This window comes from Bradyrhizobium arachidis, from assembly GCF_024758505.1.
Taxonomy (GTDB): domain Bacteria; phylum Pseudomonadota; class Alphaproteobacteria; order Rhizobiales; family Xanthobacteraceae; genus Bradyrhizobium; species Bradyrhizobium manausense_C.
In genome coordinates this window covers 1,050,890-1,067,188 of record NZ_CP077970.1, presented here as the reverse complement: position 1 = coordinate 1,067,188, position 16,299 = coordinate 1,050,890, and the positions used below count along the sequence as shown (strand labels likewise).

Below are 16,299 nucleotides of genomic sequence, written 5' to 3'. Positions count from 1 at the left end.
GACTGCGGCGACCCGGGCCGTTAAGGAAGCATTAACCATGTTTCGCCGCAGCCAGGCGGGCGCAGTCACCGCGCCTACCTGCATCGCGATCGAGCTAGTTGGTCTTGCCTGCGCCGCCGGCGTTGCCCGCGGCCGTGCTGCTCAGCGCGCCGGCTTGGCCTATCGTATTGTTGAAATAGGTGTCGCTGTCACCGAGCGTCACGCGGCGCTGGCAGACCGGCATGCAGCTATAGGATTCGCGCTCGATGCCGCGATAGACCGTGACGAGCCGGTCGCTCGGGCCCTCGACCTGGATCTGGCGATCGACGAGAATCTCGCCGCCGCGGTCCAGTGCGATGAAATTGGTCGCACCATAGCCCTTGCCGGTCACCACGATCATGCCGCCGGGCTGCAGCGTCACGTCCGCGATCATGGGATTACCGACCACGATGGTCGCCACCTTGCCGGGCAGCTTCACGAGCTTGGCCTGGTCGACATTGACGGCGATGGCATCAGCAGTGGATTCGGCAGCGACGGCTGCAGGCGACGCCAAGACGGCGGCCGCAACCAGCAAACAGACGCGCGCGCGATGGCGCAGATACTTTTTACGCATACTCAACCCCGGGACGTGAACTGGCCGGCAAAAGCGATACACGAGCGGAGCCGGCGCCCGACACGGCTAACCTGACGTCAATTCGTGAACGTTCCGCAAACACAAAGCCTATTGTCTGAACGGATAGGCCAATTGGCCGCCGAACTCCGCCGGCATGGCTGCTTCGTCCTTACCGTATTCCTTCGGAAGCTCGTTATCCGGCATCCGGAAGGTCCCGAACAACACGTCCCAGATCGGGAAGGTGCCCGCGAAATTGGTGTTGCCGCCCTCTTCGAGCGAGGTGTGATGCCAGCGGTGGAACACCGGCGTCGCCAGCAGATATTTGAACGGTCCGAACGTCCAGTTGAGGTTGGCGTGGACGAAGGCCGAATGGAAGGTCGTGAAGGGCCCGACCCAGATCATGACGTTCGGCGAGATGCCGGCCATCAGGAGCAGCACGTCGACGCTGATCGTGCCCAGCATCAGGTTGACGGGGTGGAAGCGCGCCGCCGAAATCCAGCCGAGCTCTTCCGAGGAGTGGTGGACGGCGTGGTACTTCCAGAAGCCGCCGCCATGGAACAGCCGGTGCAGCCAGTAGAGCATGAAGTCCGACAGGACGAGGAACAGCACGCCCTGCAGCCACAGGGGCAACTCCGACAGCGGGCCATGGCCGTTGTCGTAGAAGGCGATGAGCTCGTCGGGATCGTGGATGTTGAAGACGACGCCGGCGCCGACGATCAGGAGGCCGATCCGCATCGTGCGGGCGAACACCGGAACGAAGAACCAGTAGCAGATGTCGGTGACGATCTCCCGCTTGCGCCACCAGGGCGCGCCGGGATTGCAGGCCCAGACATGCTCGAGCACGGTGAAGACCAATGCGAGCGCGAAGGTGATGGGAACGACCTTGGTGATGGTCTCGCCCAGCATCAAGGCGACTTGCATGGGCAGGCTCGACATCATCGCCGTCACTCCAATTCCTGATCCCACACGCCTACTCCCCGAACTTTAAGGGAGCGTGAAGTCGACTTGTTTCCACGGGTTTCCGGCACAGAGCATTGCGAACGACATCGAATTGCAACGAACGCCTTAAGGCGAAATTCACTCTGGTTAAAAGCTGCCCGTCACGATCGCGTTTCCACGATTGAATTAACCCTACCGAAAGAGCTCGGCTCTCATCTTCGAGATACTGAGACCAGCCCCGAACGTGACCACCAAATCCCAGATGGAGTTTTGCTTATGAAGAACCTTCTCGCGCGTTTCGTGAAAGACGAATCCGGTGCCACCGCCATCGAATACGGCCTGATCGCCGCCGGCATCGCGCTCGCCATCATCACCGTCGTCAACAACCTCGGCACCACGCTGAACGCCAAGTTCGGTTCGATCAGCAGCTCGCTGAAGTAAGCGACCGGCCTATACACAGCAAAAGCCCCGGAACCCTCCGGGGCCTTTGTCTTTCTGAGAGTAGCCGGGGTTCCCGTGGCGTTGCGTAGAGTCAACCAGGATGGCGCCCTTGGCGCGGCCGCGAGCGGCACGTCGCCGACTGAGGCGCCGGCGTACTGGGTCTGCCTGGCACTGCTGCTCGCGCTCGTCGCGCTGGCCGCGCGCATCGCCAGCGTCTGGTGAGGCGAGACAAGCCGGTCCGCCGTTTTCGGTTTGTTTAGCACTGACGGCTAGAATTCGGCGACGCTCCGATCCCGCGCCACCCGCACGGCCTCAAGAAGCAGCCCATGATCCTCGACTTCGCACGCTTCATGCTCTTTCCGGCCCTCGTAGCCTTTGCCGCGGCGAGCGACGTCTTCACAATGACGATCTCCAACCGCGTGTCGCTGGCGCTGGTCGCCGGTTTCTTCATCGTCGCGGTGGCCGGCGGCATGGCGCCCTATGACCTCATGATCCATGTCGGCGCCGGCGCCCTGGTCCTGGCCGTGACGTTCACCTGTTTTGCAATGGGCTGGGTCGGCGGCGGCGATGCGAAAGTCGCAGCCGCCGTCTCACTTTGGTTCGGCTTTGCGCATCTGATGGACTTCGCGCTCTATGCCTCGCTGTTCGGCGGTGCGCTGACCCTGCTCCTGCTCCAGTTCCGGCAATGGCCGCTGCCTTTCGGGCTTGCCGGGCAGGCCTGGCTGGCGCGGCTGCACGCCAAGGAGACCGGCATCCCCTACGGCATCGCGCTCGCGTTCGGCGCGTTGATCGTCTACCCGGAGACGGAATGGGTGAAGGCGATTGATCTCGCTCACCTCGCGCTGCGCTGAACGCACCGGGTAACCCGGCGTTAAGGCGATTTAGATACGCCTCATTAACCATGCTTTGACGAATAACTGCTCAACTGCGATCACGGCGGCGGCAGCGTCGCGGCGTTTAGTTGGGAAGTGAAGCGTATGAATACCGCACGCATTGTCGTACTGACGGTCGCTATCGGTGCCGGCGGCATCGCCGCGTACCTGGCGAGCGGCTCCGACAATTCCGCGCCGCCCCCCGCAGCGCCGGTCGTTCAGCTTCCCACCGTCGACGTGCTCGTGGCCAGGACCGACATCGGCCTCGGCCAGCCCGTCAAGCCGGAAGACGTCCAATGGCAGACCTGGCCGGCTGCGACCGCCAGCGCCACTTTCATTCGCCGCAGCGAGCGCCCCGACGGCAACACCCAGGTCGTCGGCGCGATTGCGCGCGCTCCCTTCATCCAGGGTGAGCCGATCCGCGACCAGAAGCTGGTCAGGGCCGAGGGCTCCGGCTTCATGGCCGCGATCCTGCCGAGCGGCATGCGCGCCGTCTCCACCGAGATTTCGCCGGAGACCGGCGCGGGCGGCTTCATCCTGCCCAATGACCGCGTCGATATCCTGCTGACCCGGCGCGATAAGAACCCGGATCGCGCCAGCACCGCCGGCGACCTCATCAGCGCCGAGGTGCTGCTGTCCAACATCCGCGTGCTGGCGATCGACCAGGCTCCGAAGGAGAAGGACGGCCAGAACGCCGTCGTCGGCCGGACCGTGCTGCTCGAGCTCAAGCCGGAGCAGACCGAGACGCTCGCCCGCGCGCGCCAGAGCGGCACGCTGTCGCTGGCGCTGCGCAGCATTGCCGACGTCAACGCCAAGGACAACACGCCGGATGAGCCTGCACGCAGGCGCGGCGAGAGCATCTCGATCATCCGGTTCGGCGTGCCGAGCCAGATGACGGCACAGAAGTGACGATGAGGACTTTCGACATGAAATGCAGGGTCACCACGGCGAGCTTGCGGACCATGATGGTCCGCGCCCTGTCGTTTTCGGCCGCAACCGCGCTGATTCTCAACCCGGCGATCACCCCGGTCATCGCCGCCGATTATCGCCCGGTACCGCAGGTTTCGGCCGGCGACGGCCAGATGAACGCGCGTTTCCTGTCGCTCGGCATCGGCAAGTCGATCGTGATCGACCTGCCGCGCGACATCAAGGACGTGCTGGTCGCAGATCCCAAGATCGCCAATGCGGTGGTGCGCTCGGCGCAGCGCGCCTACATCATCGGCGCTGCGGTCGGCCAGACCAACATCGTGTTCTTCGATTCCGCCGGGCAGCAGATCGCGGCCTACGACATCGCCGTCAAGCGCGACCTCAACGGCGCTCGCGCCGCGCTGAAGCAGATCCTGCCCAATTCCGATATCCAGATCGACGGCCTCGGCGAAGGCGTGGTCCTCACCGGTACCGTGCAGAGTCCGATCGAGGCCCAGCAGGCCAACGAGATCGCCTCGCGCCTTGCCGGCGGCGGCGACAAGGTGGTGAATTCGATCGTCGTCCGCGGCCGCGACCAGGTCATGCTCAAGGTGACGGTCGCCGAAGTCGCACGCAACATCATCAAGCAGCTCGGCATCGACCTCTCCGCCAACCTCAACTACGGCACCGCGGTGGTGAACTTCACCAACGCTAATCCGTTCACGGCCTATGGCCGCAACCTGGTGTCCGGCAACAACCTCACCACGTCGTTCGGCTCGACGCCGTCGGTGTCGGCGACCCTGCGCGCGATGGAAAGCGCCGGCGTTGTGCGCACGCTCGCCGAGCCGAACCTCACGGCGATCTCGGGCGAATCGGCGACCTTCATCGCCGGCGGCGAGTTCCCGGTGCCGGCAGGCTATGCGTGCGATCCCACCACGCATGTCTGTACCACCCAGATCAGCTTCAAGAAGTTCGGTATCTCGCTGAACTTCACCCCGGTCGTGATGACCGAGGGCCGGATCAGCCTGCGCGTGATGACCGAAGTGTCGGAGCTGTCGAACGAGAACTCGATCACGCTGTCGCAGGCCGTCACCTCGAGCACAGTCAACTCGCTGACCGTCCCCTCGATCAAGACCCGCCGCGCCGAGACCACGCTGGAAATTCCCTCCGGCGGCTCGATGGCGATGGCCGGCCTGATCCAGGAGCAGACCAAGCAGGCGATCAACGGATTGCCGGGCCTGATGCAACTGCCGCTGCTCGGAACGCTGTTCCGCAGCCGCGACTACGTCAACAACCAAACCGAGCTGATGGTGCTGGTGACGCCTTACGTCGTCCGCGCGGTCGCGCAGAAGGACCTGTCGCGCCCGGATGACGGCTTCGCGGCGCCCTCGGATCCGCAAGCAGAACTGCTCGGCAACATCAACCGCATCTATGGCGTGCCCCGCCGGACCGACCCGGCGCGCAACTATCGTGGCACCTACGGCTTCATCACCGACTGAGGCGGAACGGGGACTTTACAATGACTGCAAGACCACCCCTCGATCGCAAGCGCGCCATCCGCCTCGGCGTCGCACTCGTCGGTATTGCCGCGGCGCTCGGCGCCTGCACGCATACCGATTCCGAGGTCGTCGCCTCGATTCCCGACGATTACAAGCAGCGTCACCCGATCGCGATCGAGGAACAGAAACGCTCCATCGTGGTGTTCGTCGGCCATGCGCGCGGCGGCCTGACCGCGGCCCAGCGCGCCGACGTCATGGGCCTCGCCTCGACCTGGCTGCACGAGGGCACCGGCGCGATCCATGTCGACGTTCCCTCCGACACGCCGAACGCGCGCGCCGCCGCAGACTCGCTGCGCGAGATCCAGGCGATGCTGGCGGCGGCCGGCATCCCGCCACGCGGCGTCATGGTGCGACGCTATCGTCCGGAAGATTCCCGCTTCCTACCGCCAATCCGGCTAACCTACTCGAAGATCGCAGCTGTCGCCGGTCCCTGCGGCGTGTGGCCGGAAGACCTCGGCCCCTCGATCAAGAACAAGAGCTGGTTCGAGAACAAGTCGTACTACAATTTCGGCTGCGCCTCGCAGCGCAACCTCGCCGCGATGATCGACAATCCGTCGGATCTCGAGCAGCCGCGGCCGGAAACGCCGGCCTACACGACGCGTCGTAACATTGCCTTCGAAAAGTATCGCAAGGGCACGTCGACGGCCACCACCTATCCAGAAGCCGACAAGGCCAAACTGAGCGACACCGGCAAATGATCAGTTACGCGCGCCAGACTCAAGACGAGCAGCCGCAGGCCGCGCCGCCGCCGGTCGAGGAGCATATTGCGCCCGCGCCCCGCGTGTCCGTGCAGGCCTTCTGCGAGACCGTGGAAACGGCTGCGGCCGTCCAATCGGCCGGCGAGGATCGCCGCCTCGGCAAGGCCCATCTGAAGATCCAGATGGGCGGCATGGCAGCGGCGATCGAAGCCTACCGCACCGCGCCCACGCCGAACGTGATCGTGCTGGAAGCTGACGCCCGCACCGACATCCTGGGCGGGCTCGACCAGCTCGCCACCGTCTGCGACGCCGGTACCCGCGTCATCGTGATCGGCCGCATCAACGACGTCACGCTCTATCGCGAGTTGGTGCGCCGTGGCGTCAGCGACTACGTGCTGGCGCCGGTGGGCCCGCTCGACGTCGTCCGCTCGATCTGCAACCTGTTCTCGGCGCCTGAAGCCAAGGCGGTCGGCCGGATCATCGCGGTGGTCGGCGCCAAGGGCGGGGTCGGTGCGTCCACCATCGCCCACAACGTCGCCTGGGCGATCGCGCGCGACCTGGCGATGGACGCCGTCGTCGCCGATCTCGACCTCGCCTTCGGCACCGCCGGGCTCGACTACAACCAGGACCCGCCGCAGGGCATCGCGGACGCCGTGTTCTCGCCGGACCGCGTCGATACCGCCTTCATGGACCGCCTGCTGTCGAAATGCACCGACCATCTGAGCCTGCTGGCCGCACCGGCAACGCTCGACCGGGTCTACGACTTCGGCACCGACGCCTTCGACGCCGTCTTCGATACGCTACGCTCGACCATGCCCTGCATCGTGCTGGACATCCCGCATCAATGGACGGGCTGGACCAAGCGGGCCCTGATCGCGGCCGACGACATCCTGATCGTGGCCGCGCCCGATCTCGCCAACCTGCGCAACACCAAGAACCTGTTCGATCTCCTGAAGGCTTCCCGTCCCAACGACCGCCCTCCGCTCTACTGCCTGAACCAGGTCGGCGTGCCGAAACGGCCGGAAATCGCCGCCACGGAGTTCGCCAAGGCGATCGAGTGCCAGCCGATCGTGTCGATCCCGTTCGAGCCGCAGACCTTCGGTTCTGCGGCCAATAACGGCCAGATGATCGCGGAAATCTCGGCTAACCATAAGTCGATCGAGATGTTCCTCCAGATTGCGCAGCGCCTGACCGGCCGCAGCGAGAGCAAGAAGCAAAGGTCGTCCTTCCTTTCACCTCTGATTGAGAAGTTGCGGGGAAAATAGGTCACCGCAAGGAGTTGTTAAGTGTTCGGTAAGCGTAGCGGAACAGACACCGATTTTCGGGCCCCCAAGCCCGGCGCCGGGTCGCCAGAGCCTCAATCGGCTCCGGCGCCGGCCGTTTCGCGCGCGCCGCCTCCGCCGGCCGTCGCCTCGCCGCCGCTCGCGCCGGCCCGGCCCGCCCCGGCCATGGAGAACCGCCGCTCCGACAATTACTACGAGGTCAAGGCGACAATCTTCGGCGCGCTGATCGAGGCCATCGACCTCGCCCAGCTCGCCAAGCTCGATTCCGAATCCGCGCGCGAAGAAATCCGCGACATCGTCAACGAGATCATCGCGATCAAGAACATCGTGATGTCGATCGCCGAGCAGGAAGAGCTGCTCGACGACATCTGCAACGACGTGCTCGGTTACGGTCCGCTCGAGCCGCTGCTGTCGCGCGACGACATCGCCGACATCATGGTCAACGGCGCCAACACGGTCTTCATCGAAGTCAACGGCAAGATCCAGAAGACCGGCATCCGCTTCCGCGACAACCAGCAGCTCCTCAACATCTGCCAGCGCATCGTCAGCCAGGTCGGCCGGCGCGTCGACGAGTCCTCGCCGATCTGCGACGCGCGCCTCGCCGACGGCTCCCGCGTCAACGCCATCGTGCCGCCGCTGTCGATCGACGGCCCCGCGCTCACCATCCGAAAATTCAAGAAGGACAAGCTGACGCTCGATCAGCTCGTCAAGTTCGGCGCAATCACGCCTGAAGGCGCCGAGATCCTGCAGATCATCGGCCGCAGCCGCTGCAACGTCTTGATCTCCGGCGGTACCGGCTCGGGCAAGACCACGCTGCTCAACTGCATGACCAACTATATCGAGCACGATGAGCGCGTCATCACCTGCGAGGACGCGGCCGAGCTCCAGCTCCAGCAGCCCCACGTGGTTCGCCTCGAAACCCGCCCGCCGAACATCGAGGGCGAAGGCCAGGTGACCATGCGCGAGCTGGTGCGCAACTGTCTGCGTATGCGCCCCGAACGCATCATCGTCGGCGAGGTCCGCGGACCCGAGGCCTTCGATTTGCTGCAGGCCATGAACACCGGCCATGACGGCTCGATGGGCACGCTGCACGCCAACAACCCCCGCGAGGCGCTGTCGCGCTGCGAATCCATGATCACGATGGGCGGTTTCTCGCTGCCCTCGCGCACCATCCGCGAGATGATCTGCGCCTCGATCGACGTCATCATCCAGGCCGCCCGCCTGCGCGACGGCTCGCGCCGCATCACCCACGTCACCGAGGTGATGGGGATGGAAGGCGACACCATCATCACCCAGGACATCTTCGTCTACGACCTGATGGGCGAGGACGCCAACGGCAAGATCATCGGCCGGCACCGTTCGACCGGCATCGGCCGTCCGCGCTTCTGGGAACGCGCGCGCTACTATGGCGAAGAGAAGCGCCTTGCGGCGGCCCTTGATGCGGCGGAAGTGGCGTCGAAGGACTGAGGGATAACGCGCCATGAACATGCAAGTGCTCGCCCTCTCCTTCCTCGCGACCGCCGCCGTCGGCGGTATCGCATGGGTGTTCCTGTATCCGCTGCTGTCGGGTGAACGGAAGGCGGAAAGCCGCCGTGCCTCCATCGCGCGCACCGAGCCCACCGCGGCGCGGCAGGCCGAGAAAAGCCAGCGCTCGCGGCGTGAGCAGGTAGAAAGCTCGCTCAAGGATCTCGAGGCCCGGCGCCAGCAGGAAAAGCGCGTTCCGCTGCCTGTCCGCCTGTCGCAGGCCGGCCTCGACTGGACGCCGAAGAAATTCTACGTCGTATCCGCCGTGCTGGCCGGTGCGTTCTTCTTCATGGTGATGTTTGGCGGCGGCGGCCTCCTCGGCGCAGTGGGCCTTGCCTTTGCCGCAGGCTTCGGCCTGCCACGATGGATGCTCAGCTTCCTGAAGAAGCGGCGCGAATCGAAATTCCTGGCCGCACTGCCGGACGCCGTCGACGTCATCGTCCGCGGCATCAAGGCGGGTTTGCCGCTGTTCGAATCGATCAAGGTCGTTGCCGCCGACTCACCGGAGCCGTTGCGCAGCGAGTTCCTGGCCATCATCGAGACGCAGGCGATCGGCATGCCGCTCGGCGAGGCCTGCTCGCGCCTCTACGATCGCATGCCGCTTCCGGAAGCGAACTTCTTCGGCATCGTCATCTCGATCCAGCAGAAGTCCGGCGGCAACCTCTCCGAGGCGCTCGGCAATCTGTCCAAGGTGCTGCGCGACCGCAAGAAGATGAAAGAGAAGATCCAGGCGATGTCGATGGAAGCCAAGGCGTCGGCCGGCATCATCGGCTCGCTGCCGCCCATCGTCATGTTCCTCGTCTACCTCACGACGCCCGGCTACATCTCGCTGCTGTGGACCCACCCGACCGGACAGCTCATGCTGGTCGGCTGCGTCATCTGGATGTCGATCGGCATCATGGTGATGAAGAAAATGATCAACTTCGACTTCTGATGGTGCCGTATGGTCGAGTTCCTCGTCGCTAAACTGCATGACGTCCGCTTCATGACCATGCTGCTGGCGGCCATTGCCGCCAGCGCCACCGTCTACACGCTGATCATGCCGCTATTCGCCGGCGAAGGCCTCTCCAAGCGCATGAAGGCGGTGGCGAACGAGCGCGAGCGTATCCGTCAGCGCGAGCGCGACCGGCTCTCCAAGAACGAGAAGGTCTCGCTGCGGCAAACTCCCAAGCAGCTCGTCTCCAAGGTCGTCGAGGACTTCAACCTAACCAAATGGCTCGCGCAGGAAGCCGCCCGCGAAAAGCTCATCATGGCGGGCTATCGCGGCCAGGCGCCCTACATCACCTTCCTGTTCGCCCGCATGGTGACGCCGCTGGTGTTGTTCGTGGGCTCGATCCTCTACGTGTTCCTGATCTCCCGCATGCAGCAGGCGATGCCGGTCAAGATCGGCCTCTGCGTCGGCGCGGCCTATCTCGGCCTCCAGGCGCCGATGCTGTTCCTGAGGAACGCGATCTCAAAGCGCCAGCTCTCGATCAAGCGCGCCTTTCCCGACGCACTCGACCTGCTGCTGATCTGCATCGAATCCGGCATGTCGGTCGAGATGGCGTTCCGCAAGGTCGCCACCGAGATCGTCGGACAGTCGATCGCGCTGTCGGAAGAATTCACGCTGACCACCGCCGAACTGTCCTACCTTCAGGACCGCAAGGTCGCCTACGAGAATCTGGCGCGCCGCACCGGCCTCGAGGGCGTCAAGTCGGTCTGTCTCGCGCTCCAGCAGGCGGAACGCTACGGCACGCCGCTCGGCCACTCCCTGCGCGTGATGGCGCAGGAAAACCGCGACATGCGCATGAACGAGGCCGAGAAGAAGGCGGCCGCACTGCCGCCGAAGCTGACGGTGCCGATGATCCTGTTCTTCCTGCCGGTGCTGTTCGTCGTCATTCTCGGGCCGACCGGCATCAAGGTCGCCGAGCTGCACTAGGGTGCGGGCACCAAAGCTCGAAACAACCCCATGCACAGTAGCCGGCGACTGCCGGCACGATGCGCGGCTGTTAACACGAACCATCTGATACGACAGGACAAATCGGCGTCACGGCGCATCCGCGCCGTGCCGGCTCGCAAATAACGGGTTTGATCAGTCGGGCTGGTTGAGCGCGGCGACCGGGGTCCGCCTGGAGGCGGGGCGCGCCGGGCTGTCGTTGCGGCTCAGCATGTCCTTCAGATAAGCGACGTTGGCCGCGGCCTCATCGGGCGGCAGGTCGGCCTTGACGATGGTCTCGGCCTCCGCGAAGCGGCCCTGCAGCCCCACCACGAGACCGAGGTTTTGCCGCACGCGCGCGCCTGCGCGCGGCGAAGCATAGGCCTGCCGCAGCGTCTCCTCGGCCTTCGGCAGGTCCTTCGACAGCATGTAGGACAGGCCGAGATTGGAGAGCACGCTCGGCTCGCCGGGCGCGATCTTCAGCGCACTGACATAGTAGCGGCGCGCATCATCGTGCTTGCCCATCTGGTCGAGCGCGGTGCCTTGCACCGAGAGCAGGCGCCAGTCGGGATTGTCGGGCGAATGCGCCTTCGACAGCACGTCGAAAGCGGTCTGGAAATTGCCGTTGTCGGCGAGCGCGCGGCCATAGAGCGCGAGCAGCGCCTTGTTGCCGGGATGCGCGATGGTCGCCTGCTCGAGCACCGCGACCGCCTGCGCACGCTGGCCATTGGCGCGCAACGCCTGTCCATAGGCCAACGCGGCTTCGGCATCCTTGGGATTGGCGCGATAGCGCTCGCCATAGACCTCGGCGGCGCGCGCGGGATCGGTCGGCGCGGCCGCGGCCTCGGCGCGCGGGCTGATGGAGCCGGTGATGCTGTCGGAAATTTTCGACATCCCCGTGCAGCCGCCGAGGCCTGCCGCCAACGCCGCAACCAGCGAGGTGGACGCAAGGAGCCGGGCAAAACTGTACTGGTGACGCATGACGCTTGACTCTCGAGCCGATTGATCGAGCCGAACGCGCCAGCAATAGACTGTTAACCCTAACGGGCGGTTAACGTCAGCGCTCCTGCCTTAGCGTAATGTCCCGGCCGGAGGTGGGCCGCCGAGGTCGAGATCGGCGCCCAGCGCCTGCATCGGCGCACTCAGTTCGCGCAGCGTACCAAGTCGCCGCTGCCGCTCGCCGGCGAGATCCACCCCGTTGCGGGGCGTCCTCGGCAATTCGCGCATGACGTCGGCCTGATCGATCAGGCGTTTGGCACGGAGATTTTCGAGCTCCTCGCCGTCGATGCCGAGCACGTCGGCGGCCTGGGCAATCAGCCGGTCCAGGAGCAGCCCGACCGTCGTGAGTGCGCCGGCGTCGCGTTGCGCGCCGGATCGTGCGGTCTTGCCGTCGAGGTCGCTCCAGACTCGCGAGGTGACGAGGGCTGCATGAAGTGCGTAGGCCCAGTCATCTCCGTCGTCGTAGAAGGCCCGGCGCTTCAGGAGTTGACAGGCGATCGCAACGATCTGCTCGCGTTTCGGCAGCTCGCAGGACGACAGATCGATCGCCGCCTGGAAGGCCGGATCGCGACAAAAATCCCGTCCCGCCGGCAGTCTGATGATGCCGTCGGGCAAATTGCTGTCGAGCCGGTGGAACGTGCCCTCGTCGCGCGGCCGCACATGTCTGATGACCGAGAAACCGTATCGCCGTCCGGCAAAATGAGAGGACGGGCCGAAATGAACGATGTTGAAGCCGGCGTCGTCGCCCCCCTGCCCCGTCGACGACGGACAGGACAGCACATGGAGCGTGCGCCAGAAATCCTCGGCCGGCCCGCTCGACGTCGCACGCGGATTGGGAATTGAATACCGCGTCAGCCCTTCGACGTGCCGGTGGCCGTGCAGGATGAAATTGACATTGAGGGATGTTGCCGCCTCGAGAAAGGTGGCGGGGCTTGCCAGATACATCATGGGCTCGTCGGGATTGCCCAGAAAGCGCTTGCCCTCGCCGGTCGCCTGCGGCAGCGGATGATGATGCAGCGCCAGCACGCGCACGAGATTCTCGGCAGGCTCGATATAGTCCGCGCGGCCATCGGCGCTGAGACTGCCGGCGAGTTCGGCACTCAGCCGCGCCGACTGTGCCACGACAGCATGATAGGCGCGCTGGTCGAAATTGCCGTTGGCAAGACTTGCCGCGTTGGAATCGAGCAGCACCAGATCCAGTCCGGACTGGCGATAATAGACGTTCTTCGACGTCCTCGGCAGGTTGAGATAGTCGTAGATATCGTGGCGGCGGCCGAGCAGGCCGAGGGGCCTGACATCGCGGTTGCCGGCGACCGCCTGGATGTCGGTGAACAGGCCGGTCTGCCGAAACGTCGAGATGACGGAGAGGGCTTCGTCGAGCGCGCGCGGCGTCGGTTCGCTGACGAGGTCTCCGGTGATCAGCAAAATGCGGTCCGGCACGTCGGCGAATTCCGCCATCGTCTGCCGGATGGTTGCGACGAGGCCCTCGATCGCCTGATGCAGCCGACCCGATCCATCGAGGTGCAGGTCGGACATATGCGCAATGACGAATGACCTATCCATGTCGCGCCGCCTCATCGCAAATGGTGCGTCGCTCAAGGCCTGAACAAAATGCCTTCCGACTAATCCGCTTCAGTTCGCACCGTTCCGGAGGCCGCCGTGCGCGCAACGACGTGCGCTGCGGCATCCACAATCTAAAATATTTCGCGACTATGCCACAACCACAACGCTAGTAAAGCCCCGTGCGCATTTCATCGCCGCCGTATGAACGACGGTTCTCAGGGCGAGTTACGAGGTCATGCTGCAAAAGGTTTCGCGGCGCGCTCAATATTCAATGGCGAGCCGCTTCCTGATCTCGTCGATACGCTTGTCGAGCGCATCGAAGCGCGCATGGATGGCACGGTCGTGCAGGTAGAAGATGTAGCCGCCGGCAAGGAACGCGAAGATCCAGTGATGATGTTCGACATAGGCGAATACCGCTTCGACGGCGAGGCCAAGAAACGCGACTATGCTCCACAGTATTTCCATTAAACTTCCTCCCGGCGCGTCCTGCAGTTACTCGGTCCGCGGCGTCCGCGGGCAATTTTTGCCGAACCTAGCATGTCGCTTGCTGGGGCGTGTACTCATATGAACCCGCGCTGCAGTCAGGGCGCGAATGAGATCCCCTGCGCCCCTCATTGCAGCGCAATAGCGGACCTCACCGGAGGTCCGAGTTGGGCGAGATCCGGACTCATGCTGCGAATTTCTGGAAGGCGTGGCGGGCCGGCGAGGCATCCACGCTTGCCTCACATGGCATAGCGCCGGTAGAGCACGACGATGACAGCGAGCACTGTCCCGGCATAAATGACCTGCGCTACGTGATCCAAGACAACAGCGACGCGCTTTCGGCCGGCCTCCCGAAGTTTTTCATGTTTGTAGCCCGCCAATATCGTCATCAGGCATAGTACAAAGAAGATGTAGAACATCTCTTCGACCACCACCGTGTATCCGACATCGCCGATCTGATTGTTCACCGCCACGAGCAGCACCGCGCTCGCCAGGATCGAGGTCACCGGAATCGTCACACGTTCGCGAAACATGGTTTCGGGAAAGAACAGCGTCGCGAACACGACGAGCACGAGCAGGAACATCGGCAGCAGGTTCTTCAGCATGTAGATGGAGGAGCTGCGGCGCAGCATGATGGTCGCATCGAAGCCTGCGAATTCCGTCATTGCCTCGGCACCGAACAAGGACGCCTTTCCGAGCGTCGATCCGCTGGACAGGGATTCGACGAAATAGTTCAGTCCGAGAAATCGCCAGAGCTGAAGTCCGGAATAGGCGCCGTCCTCGGCCCGCGAGCTTCCGTCGTCGGCGAGGCGCAAGCCGAACCGATCGATGACATAGGTGATGAGTTCCCGCCGCTGTTCCGTGTTCCGGAAATGGAGACGCAATTCCTGCGTGTCGAACGGATAATCATGGAGATCGAAACGGGCCTTGAAATCGCCGTTGATGCGATAGAGCCGATAACTCAGGCCATCTTCCTGTCCAGCCTGAATCGGCCGAGCTGGATCGAACGCCCCGCGATCCAGCAATGCCGGGAATTCGACGTGTGTCTGCGCCTCATCGTCGCCAGCGAACCGCATCCAGAGATAGAAGTCGACGTTGAACGAATTCTGCTTCACGTCGATCCGGCCGACGCGAATGATGTCGATGCCCGTATAAACGACGCGCTGAATCCAGTAGCGCCGATCTTCGAACGCGATGACATGGCCCTTCTCCTGTTCCGCAGCGAGATCGATTCCATCAGGCTGATCGATGCGCACGAGTTGCTGCGGCGCCGTAACGAACCGACCGTAACGGAAGAAACCCATTCGGATCGGGCGCGGAATGTCGCGGTTTGCGTTGAAATAGAGCCGCCCCGTCAGCCCGACGACCGCCGATTTCGGACTGTCGATCGCGGCCAGTGCGACGCGCACTCGGTCGCGATCCGCGGCCTTGCTGTCGGATCGCTTCTGAATCCCCTGCCCCATAAACCGGTGATGTGCGGCAGCTCGTTTCAGCGCATCGATCATCAGGCGCGCGGCATCATACGAGCCGCCGCCAACCCAGCTTGGCGAGGTTCCCGCTTTCGCTTTGTAGTCGGCGGCAAACACCTGCGCCGCCACGCCGGCGCTGTCGAAAATCAGCGACGATGCGGCATACAGATTCTCACTGAAGAAACCCGGACGCGTTTTTTCCTCGGGCTCGTCGACGAAATTCTTCAAATAGCTTTCGCGGCCCGCGCCCTGGGTTGTGATGATCGTCCCCTTGATGCCGCGGCGGCGCAGCGCCTTGACGATGTCTGCGATATAATCGGCTGCCGCGCCGACGACGACGACGCCGGGGCCGGGCTCCTGCGCGGCGGTGTCCAGCGCCTCGTCCATCGATTCAATCCGGCCAGGGGCGACGTCCAGTCCGAACACGCGCAACTGCTCCGTCGGATAGGCCGCCCCAAATCCGCGCGCAAAACTCTTGCCATAGGAATCGCGCGTATGAACGAGGCGGACTTTCGGCTCCTTCATCACGGCGCGCAGATGTTCCGCGATCGAGCGCGCCTGTGCGGAGACCGGCGACAGCGCACGAAAATAGTAATCATTGGTGGATGTCAGTTCGTCGGCAGCCGCGCTTCCCGTGAGCGCCGGAATCCGCGCATCCTTATATGCCGGCGCTGCCGCGAGCGACGCGGAGCTGAGATAGTGTCCGAGCACAGCGACGCATGGACTGTCGGCGATCGCCTGCGCATTCGCGCGCGCCACGGCTGGATTGCTTGCGTCGTCGAACAGAACGAGTTCAATCGGCCGTCCGTTGATGCCACCCTTGGCGTTCACCTCGTCGATTGCAAGCTGCATCGCGATCAGGCTTTCCGTCCCGGCCGGGGCGGACGGGCCAGAGAGGGAATTGGCAAACGCGATGCGAATAGGCTCCGGGCGGGTCCAGAGGATGGCGGCCCAGGCGACGGCGAGCACCAGGGCGACGCCTGCAACAACAGCAAGCCACATTGTAAGCCGCGGCTTCATCGTCGATCCTTGCATCGATCGGCACAAGCCGAGATT

The 16,299-nt window shown here is 64.1% G+C and carries 16 protein-coding genes; 10 read left to right on the top strand and 6 right to left on the bottom strand.

What is annotated here, in order from left to right; translation table 11 throughout:
- Positions 1-94: 94 nt before the first annotated feature.
- Positions 95-592, bottom strand: a complete 498-nt coding sequence (locus KUF59_RS04975; RefSeq protein ID WP_212456866.1) for a pilus assembly protein N-terminal domain-containing protein — start codon at positions 590-592, stop codon at positions 95-97.
- Between the two features lie 108 nt (positions 593-700).
- Entirely contained in the window at positions 701-1,528 is an 828-nt protein-coding gene (locus tag KUF59_RS04970; RefSeq protein ID WP_212457001.1) for a sterol desaturase family protein, read from the bottom strand.
- 279 nt (positions 1,529-1,807) lie between these two features.
- Between KUF59_RS04970 and KUF59_RS04965 the strand changes: the two genes are divergently transcribed.
- The 10 genes from KUF59_RS04965 to KUF59_RS04920 all read left to right on the top strand — a co-directional run bounded on the left by KUF59_RS04965 (position 1,808) and on the right by KUF59_RS04920 (position 10,732).
- The gene (locus KUF59_RS04965) at positions 1,808-1,972 is read left to right on the top strand and encodes a Flp family type IVb pilin (RefSeq protein ID WP_212456867.1); all 165 of its coding nucleotides are present in this window, start codon (positions 1,808-1,810) and stop codon (positions 1,970-1,972) included.
- 75 nt (positions 1,973-2,047) lie between these two features.
- A complete protein-coding gene (locus KUF59_RS04960; RefSeq protein ID WP_212456868.1) occupies positions 2,048-2,194 on the top strand; it encodes a hypothetical protein in 147 nt (48 codons plus the stop codon).
- Between the two features lie 104 nt (positions 2,195-2,298).
- Complete coding sequence (locus tag KUF59_RS04955; protein ID WP_212456869.1) at positions 2,299-2,823, top strand: A24 family peptidase; 525 nt, start codon at positions 2,299-2,301, stop codon at positions 2,821-2,823.
- 126 nt (positions 2,824-2,949) lie between these two features.
- Positions 2,950-3,753 carry a Flp pilus assembly protein CpaB gene (gene cpaB, locus KUF59_RS04950; protein WP_212456870.1) on the top strand — a complete coding sequence of 268 codons (804 nt, stop codon included), beginning with the start codon at positions 2,950-2,952 and terminating at the stop codon, positions 3,751-3,753.
- Between the two features lie 17 nt (positions 3,754-3,770).
- Positions 3,771-5,249, top strand: coding sequence for a type II and III secretion system protein family protein (locus tag KUF59_RS04945; protein WP_212456871.1), 1,479 nt, complete (start codon positions 3,771-3,773; stop codon positions 5,247-5,249).
- 20 nt (positions 5,250-5,269) lie between these two features.
- Positions 5,270-6,007: a CpaD family pilus assembly protein gene (locus KUF59_RS04940; protein ID WP_212456872.1), complete on the top strand. Its 738-nt coding sequence runs from the start codon at positions 5,270-5,272 to the stop codon at positions 6,005-6,007.
- Complete coding sequence (locus KUF59_RS04935) at positions 6,004-7,272, top strand: CpaE/TadZ family protein (protein WP_212456873.1); 1,269 nt, start codon at positions 6,004-6,006, stop codon at positions 7,270-7,272. The genes KUF59_RS04940 and KUF59_RS04935 overlap by 4 nt, the downstream gene beginning before the upstream one ends.
- A 21-nt stretch (positions 7,273-7,293) precedes the next feature.
- Entirely contained in the window at positions 7,294-8,757 is a 1,464-nt protein-coding gene (locus tag KUF59_RS04930) for a TadA family conjugal transfer-associated ATPase (protein ID WP_212456874.1), read from the top strand.
- 13 nt (positions 8,758-8,770) lie between these two features.
- Positions 8,771-9,748, top strand: a complete 978-nt coding sequence (locus tag KUF59_RS04925; RefSeq protein ID WP_212456875.1) for a type II secretion system F family protein — start codon at positions 8,771-8,773, stop codon at positions 9,746-9,748.
- Between the two features lie 9 nt (positions 9,749-9,757).
- Positions 9,758-10,732 (top strand): type II secretion system F family protein, encoded by a 975-nt coding sequence (locus tag KUF59_RS04920; protein ID WP_212456876.1) that lies wholly within the window; start codon positions 9,758-9,760, stop codon positions 10,730-10,732.
- Positions 10,733-10,885: 153 nt separating this feature from the next.
- Here KUF59_RS04920 and KUF59_RS04915 read toward each other — a convergent pair whose 3' ends face one another.
- The 4 genes from KUF59_RS04915 to KUF59_RS04900 form a co-directional block, all read right to left on the bottom strand.
- Complete coding sequence (locus KUF59_RS04915) at positions 10,886-11,710, bottom strand: tetratricopeptide repeat protein (RefSeq protein ID WP_212456877.1); 825 nt, start codon at positions 11,708-11,710, stop codon at positions 10,886-10,888.
- A gap of 90 nt (positions 11,711-11,800) precedes the next feature.
- Positions 11,801-13,291, bottom strand: a complete 1,491-nt coding sequence (locus KUF59_RS04910) for a metallophosphoesterase family protein (RefSeq protein ID WP_212456878.1) — start codon at positions 13,289-13,291, stop codon at positions 11,801-11,803.
- Between the two features lie 261 nt (positions 13,292-13,552).
- Complete coding sequence (locus tag KUF59_RS04905; RefSeq protein ID WP_212405912.1) at positions 13,553-13,756, bottom strand: hypothetical protein; 204 nt, start codon at positions 13,754-13,756, stop codon at positions 13,553-13,555.
- Positions 13,757-14,013: 257 nt separating this feature from the next.
- The gene (locus tag KUF59_RS04900; RefSeq protein WP_212456879.1) at positions 14,014-16,263 is read right to left on the bottom strand and encodes an ABC transporter substrate-binding protein; all 2,250 of its coding nucleotides are present in this window, start codon (positions 16,261-16,263) and stop codon (positions 14,014-14,016) included.
- Between the last annotated feature and the right edge of the window lie 36 nt (positions 16,264-16,299).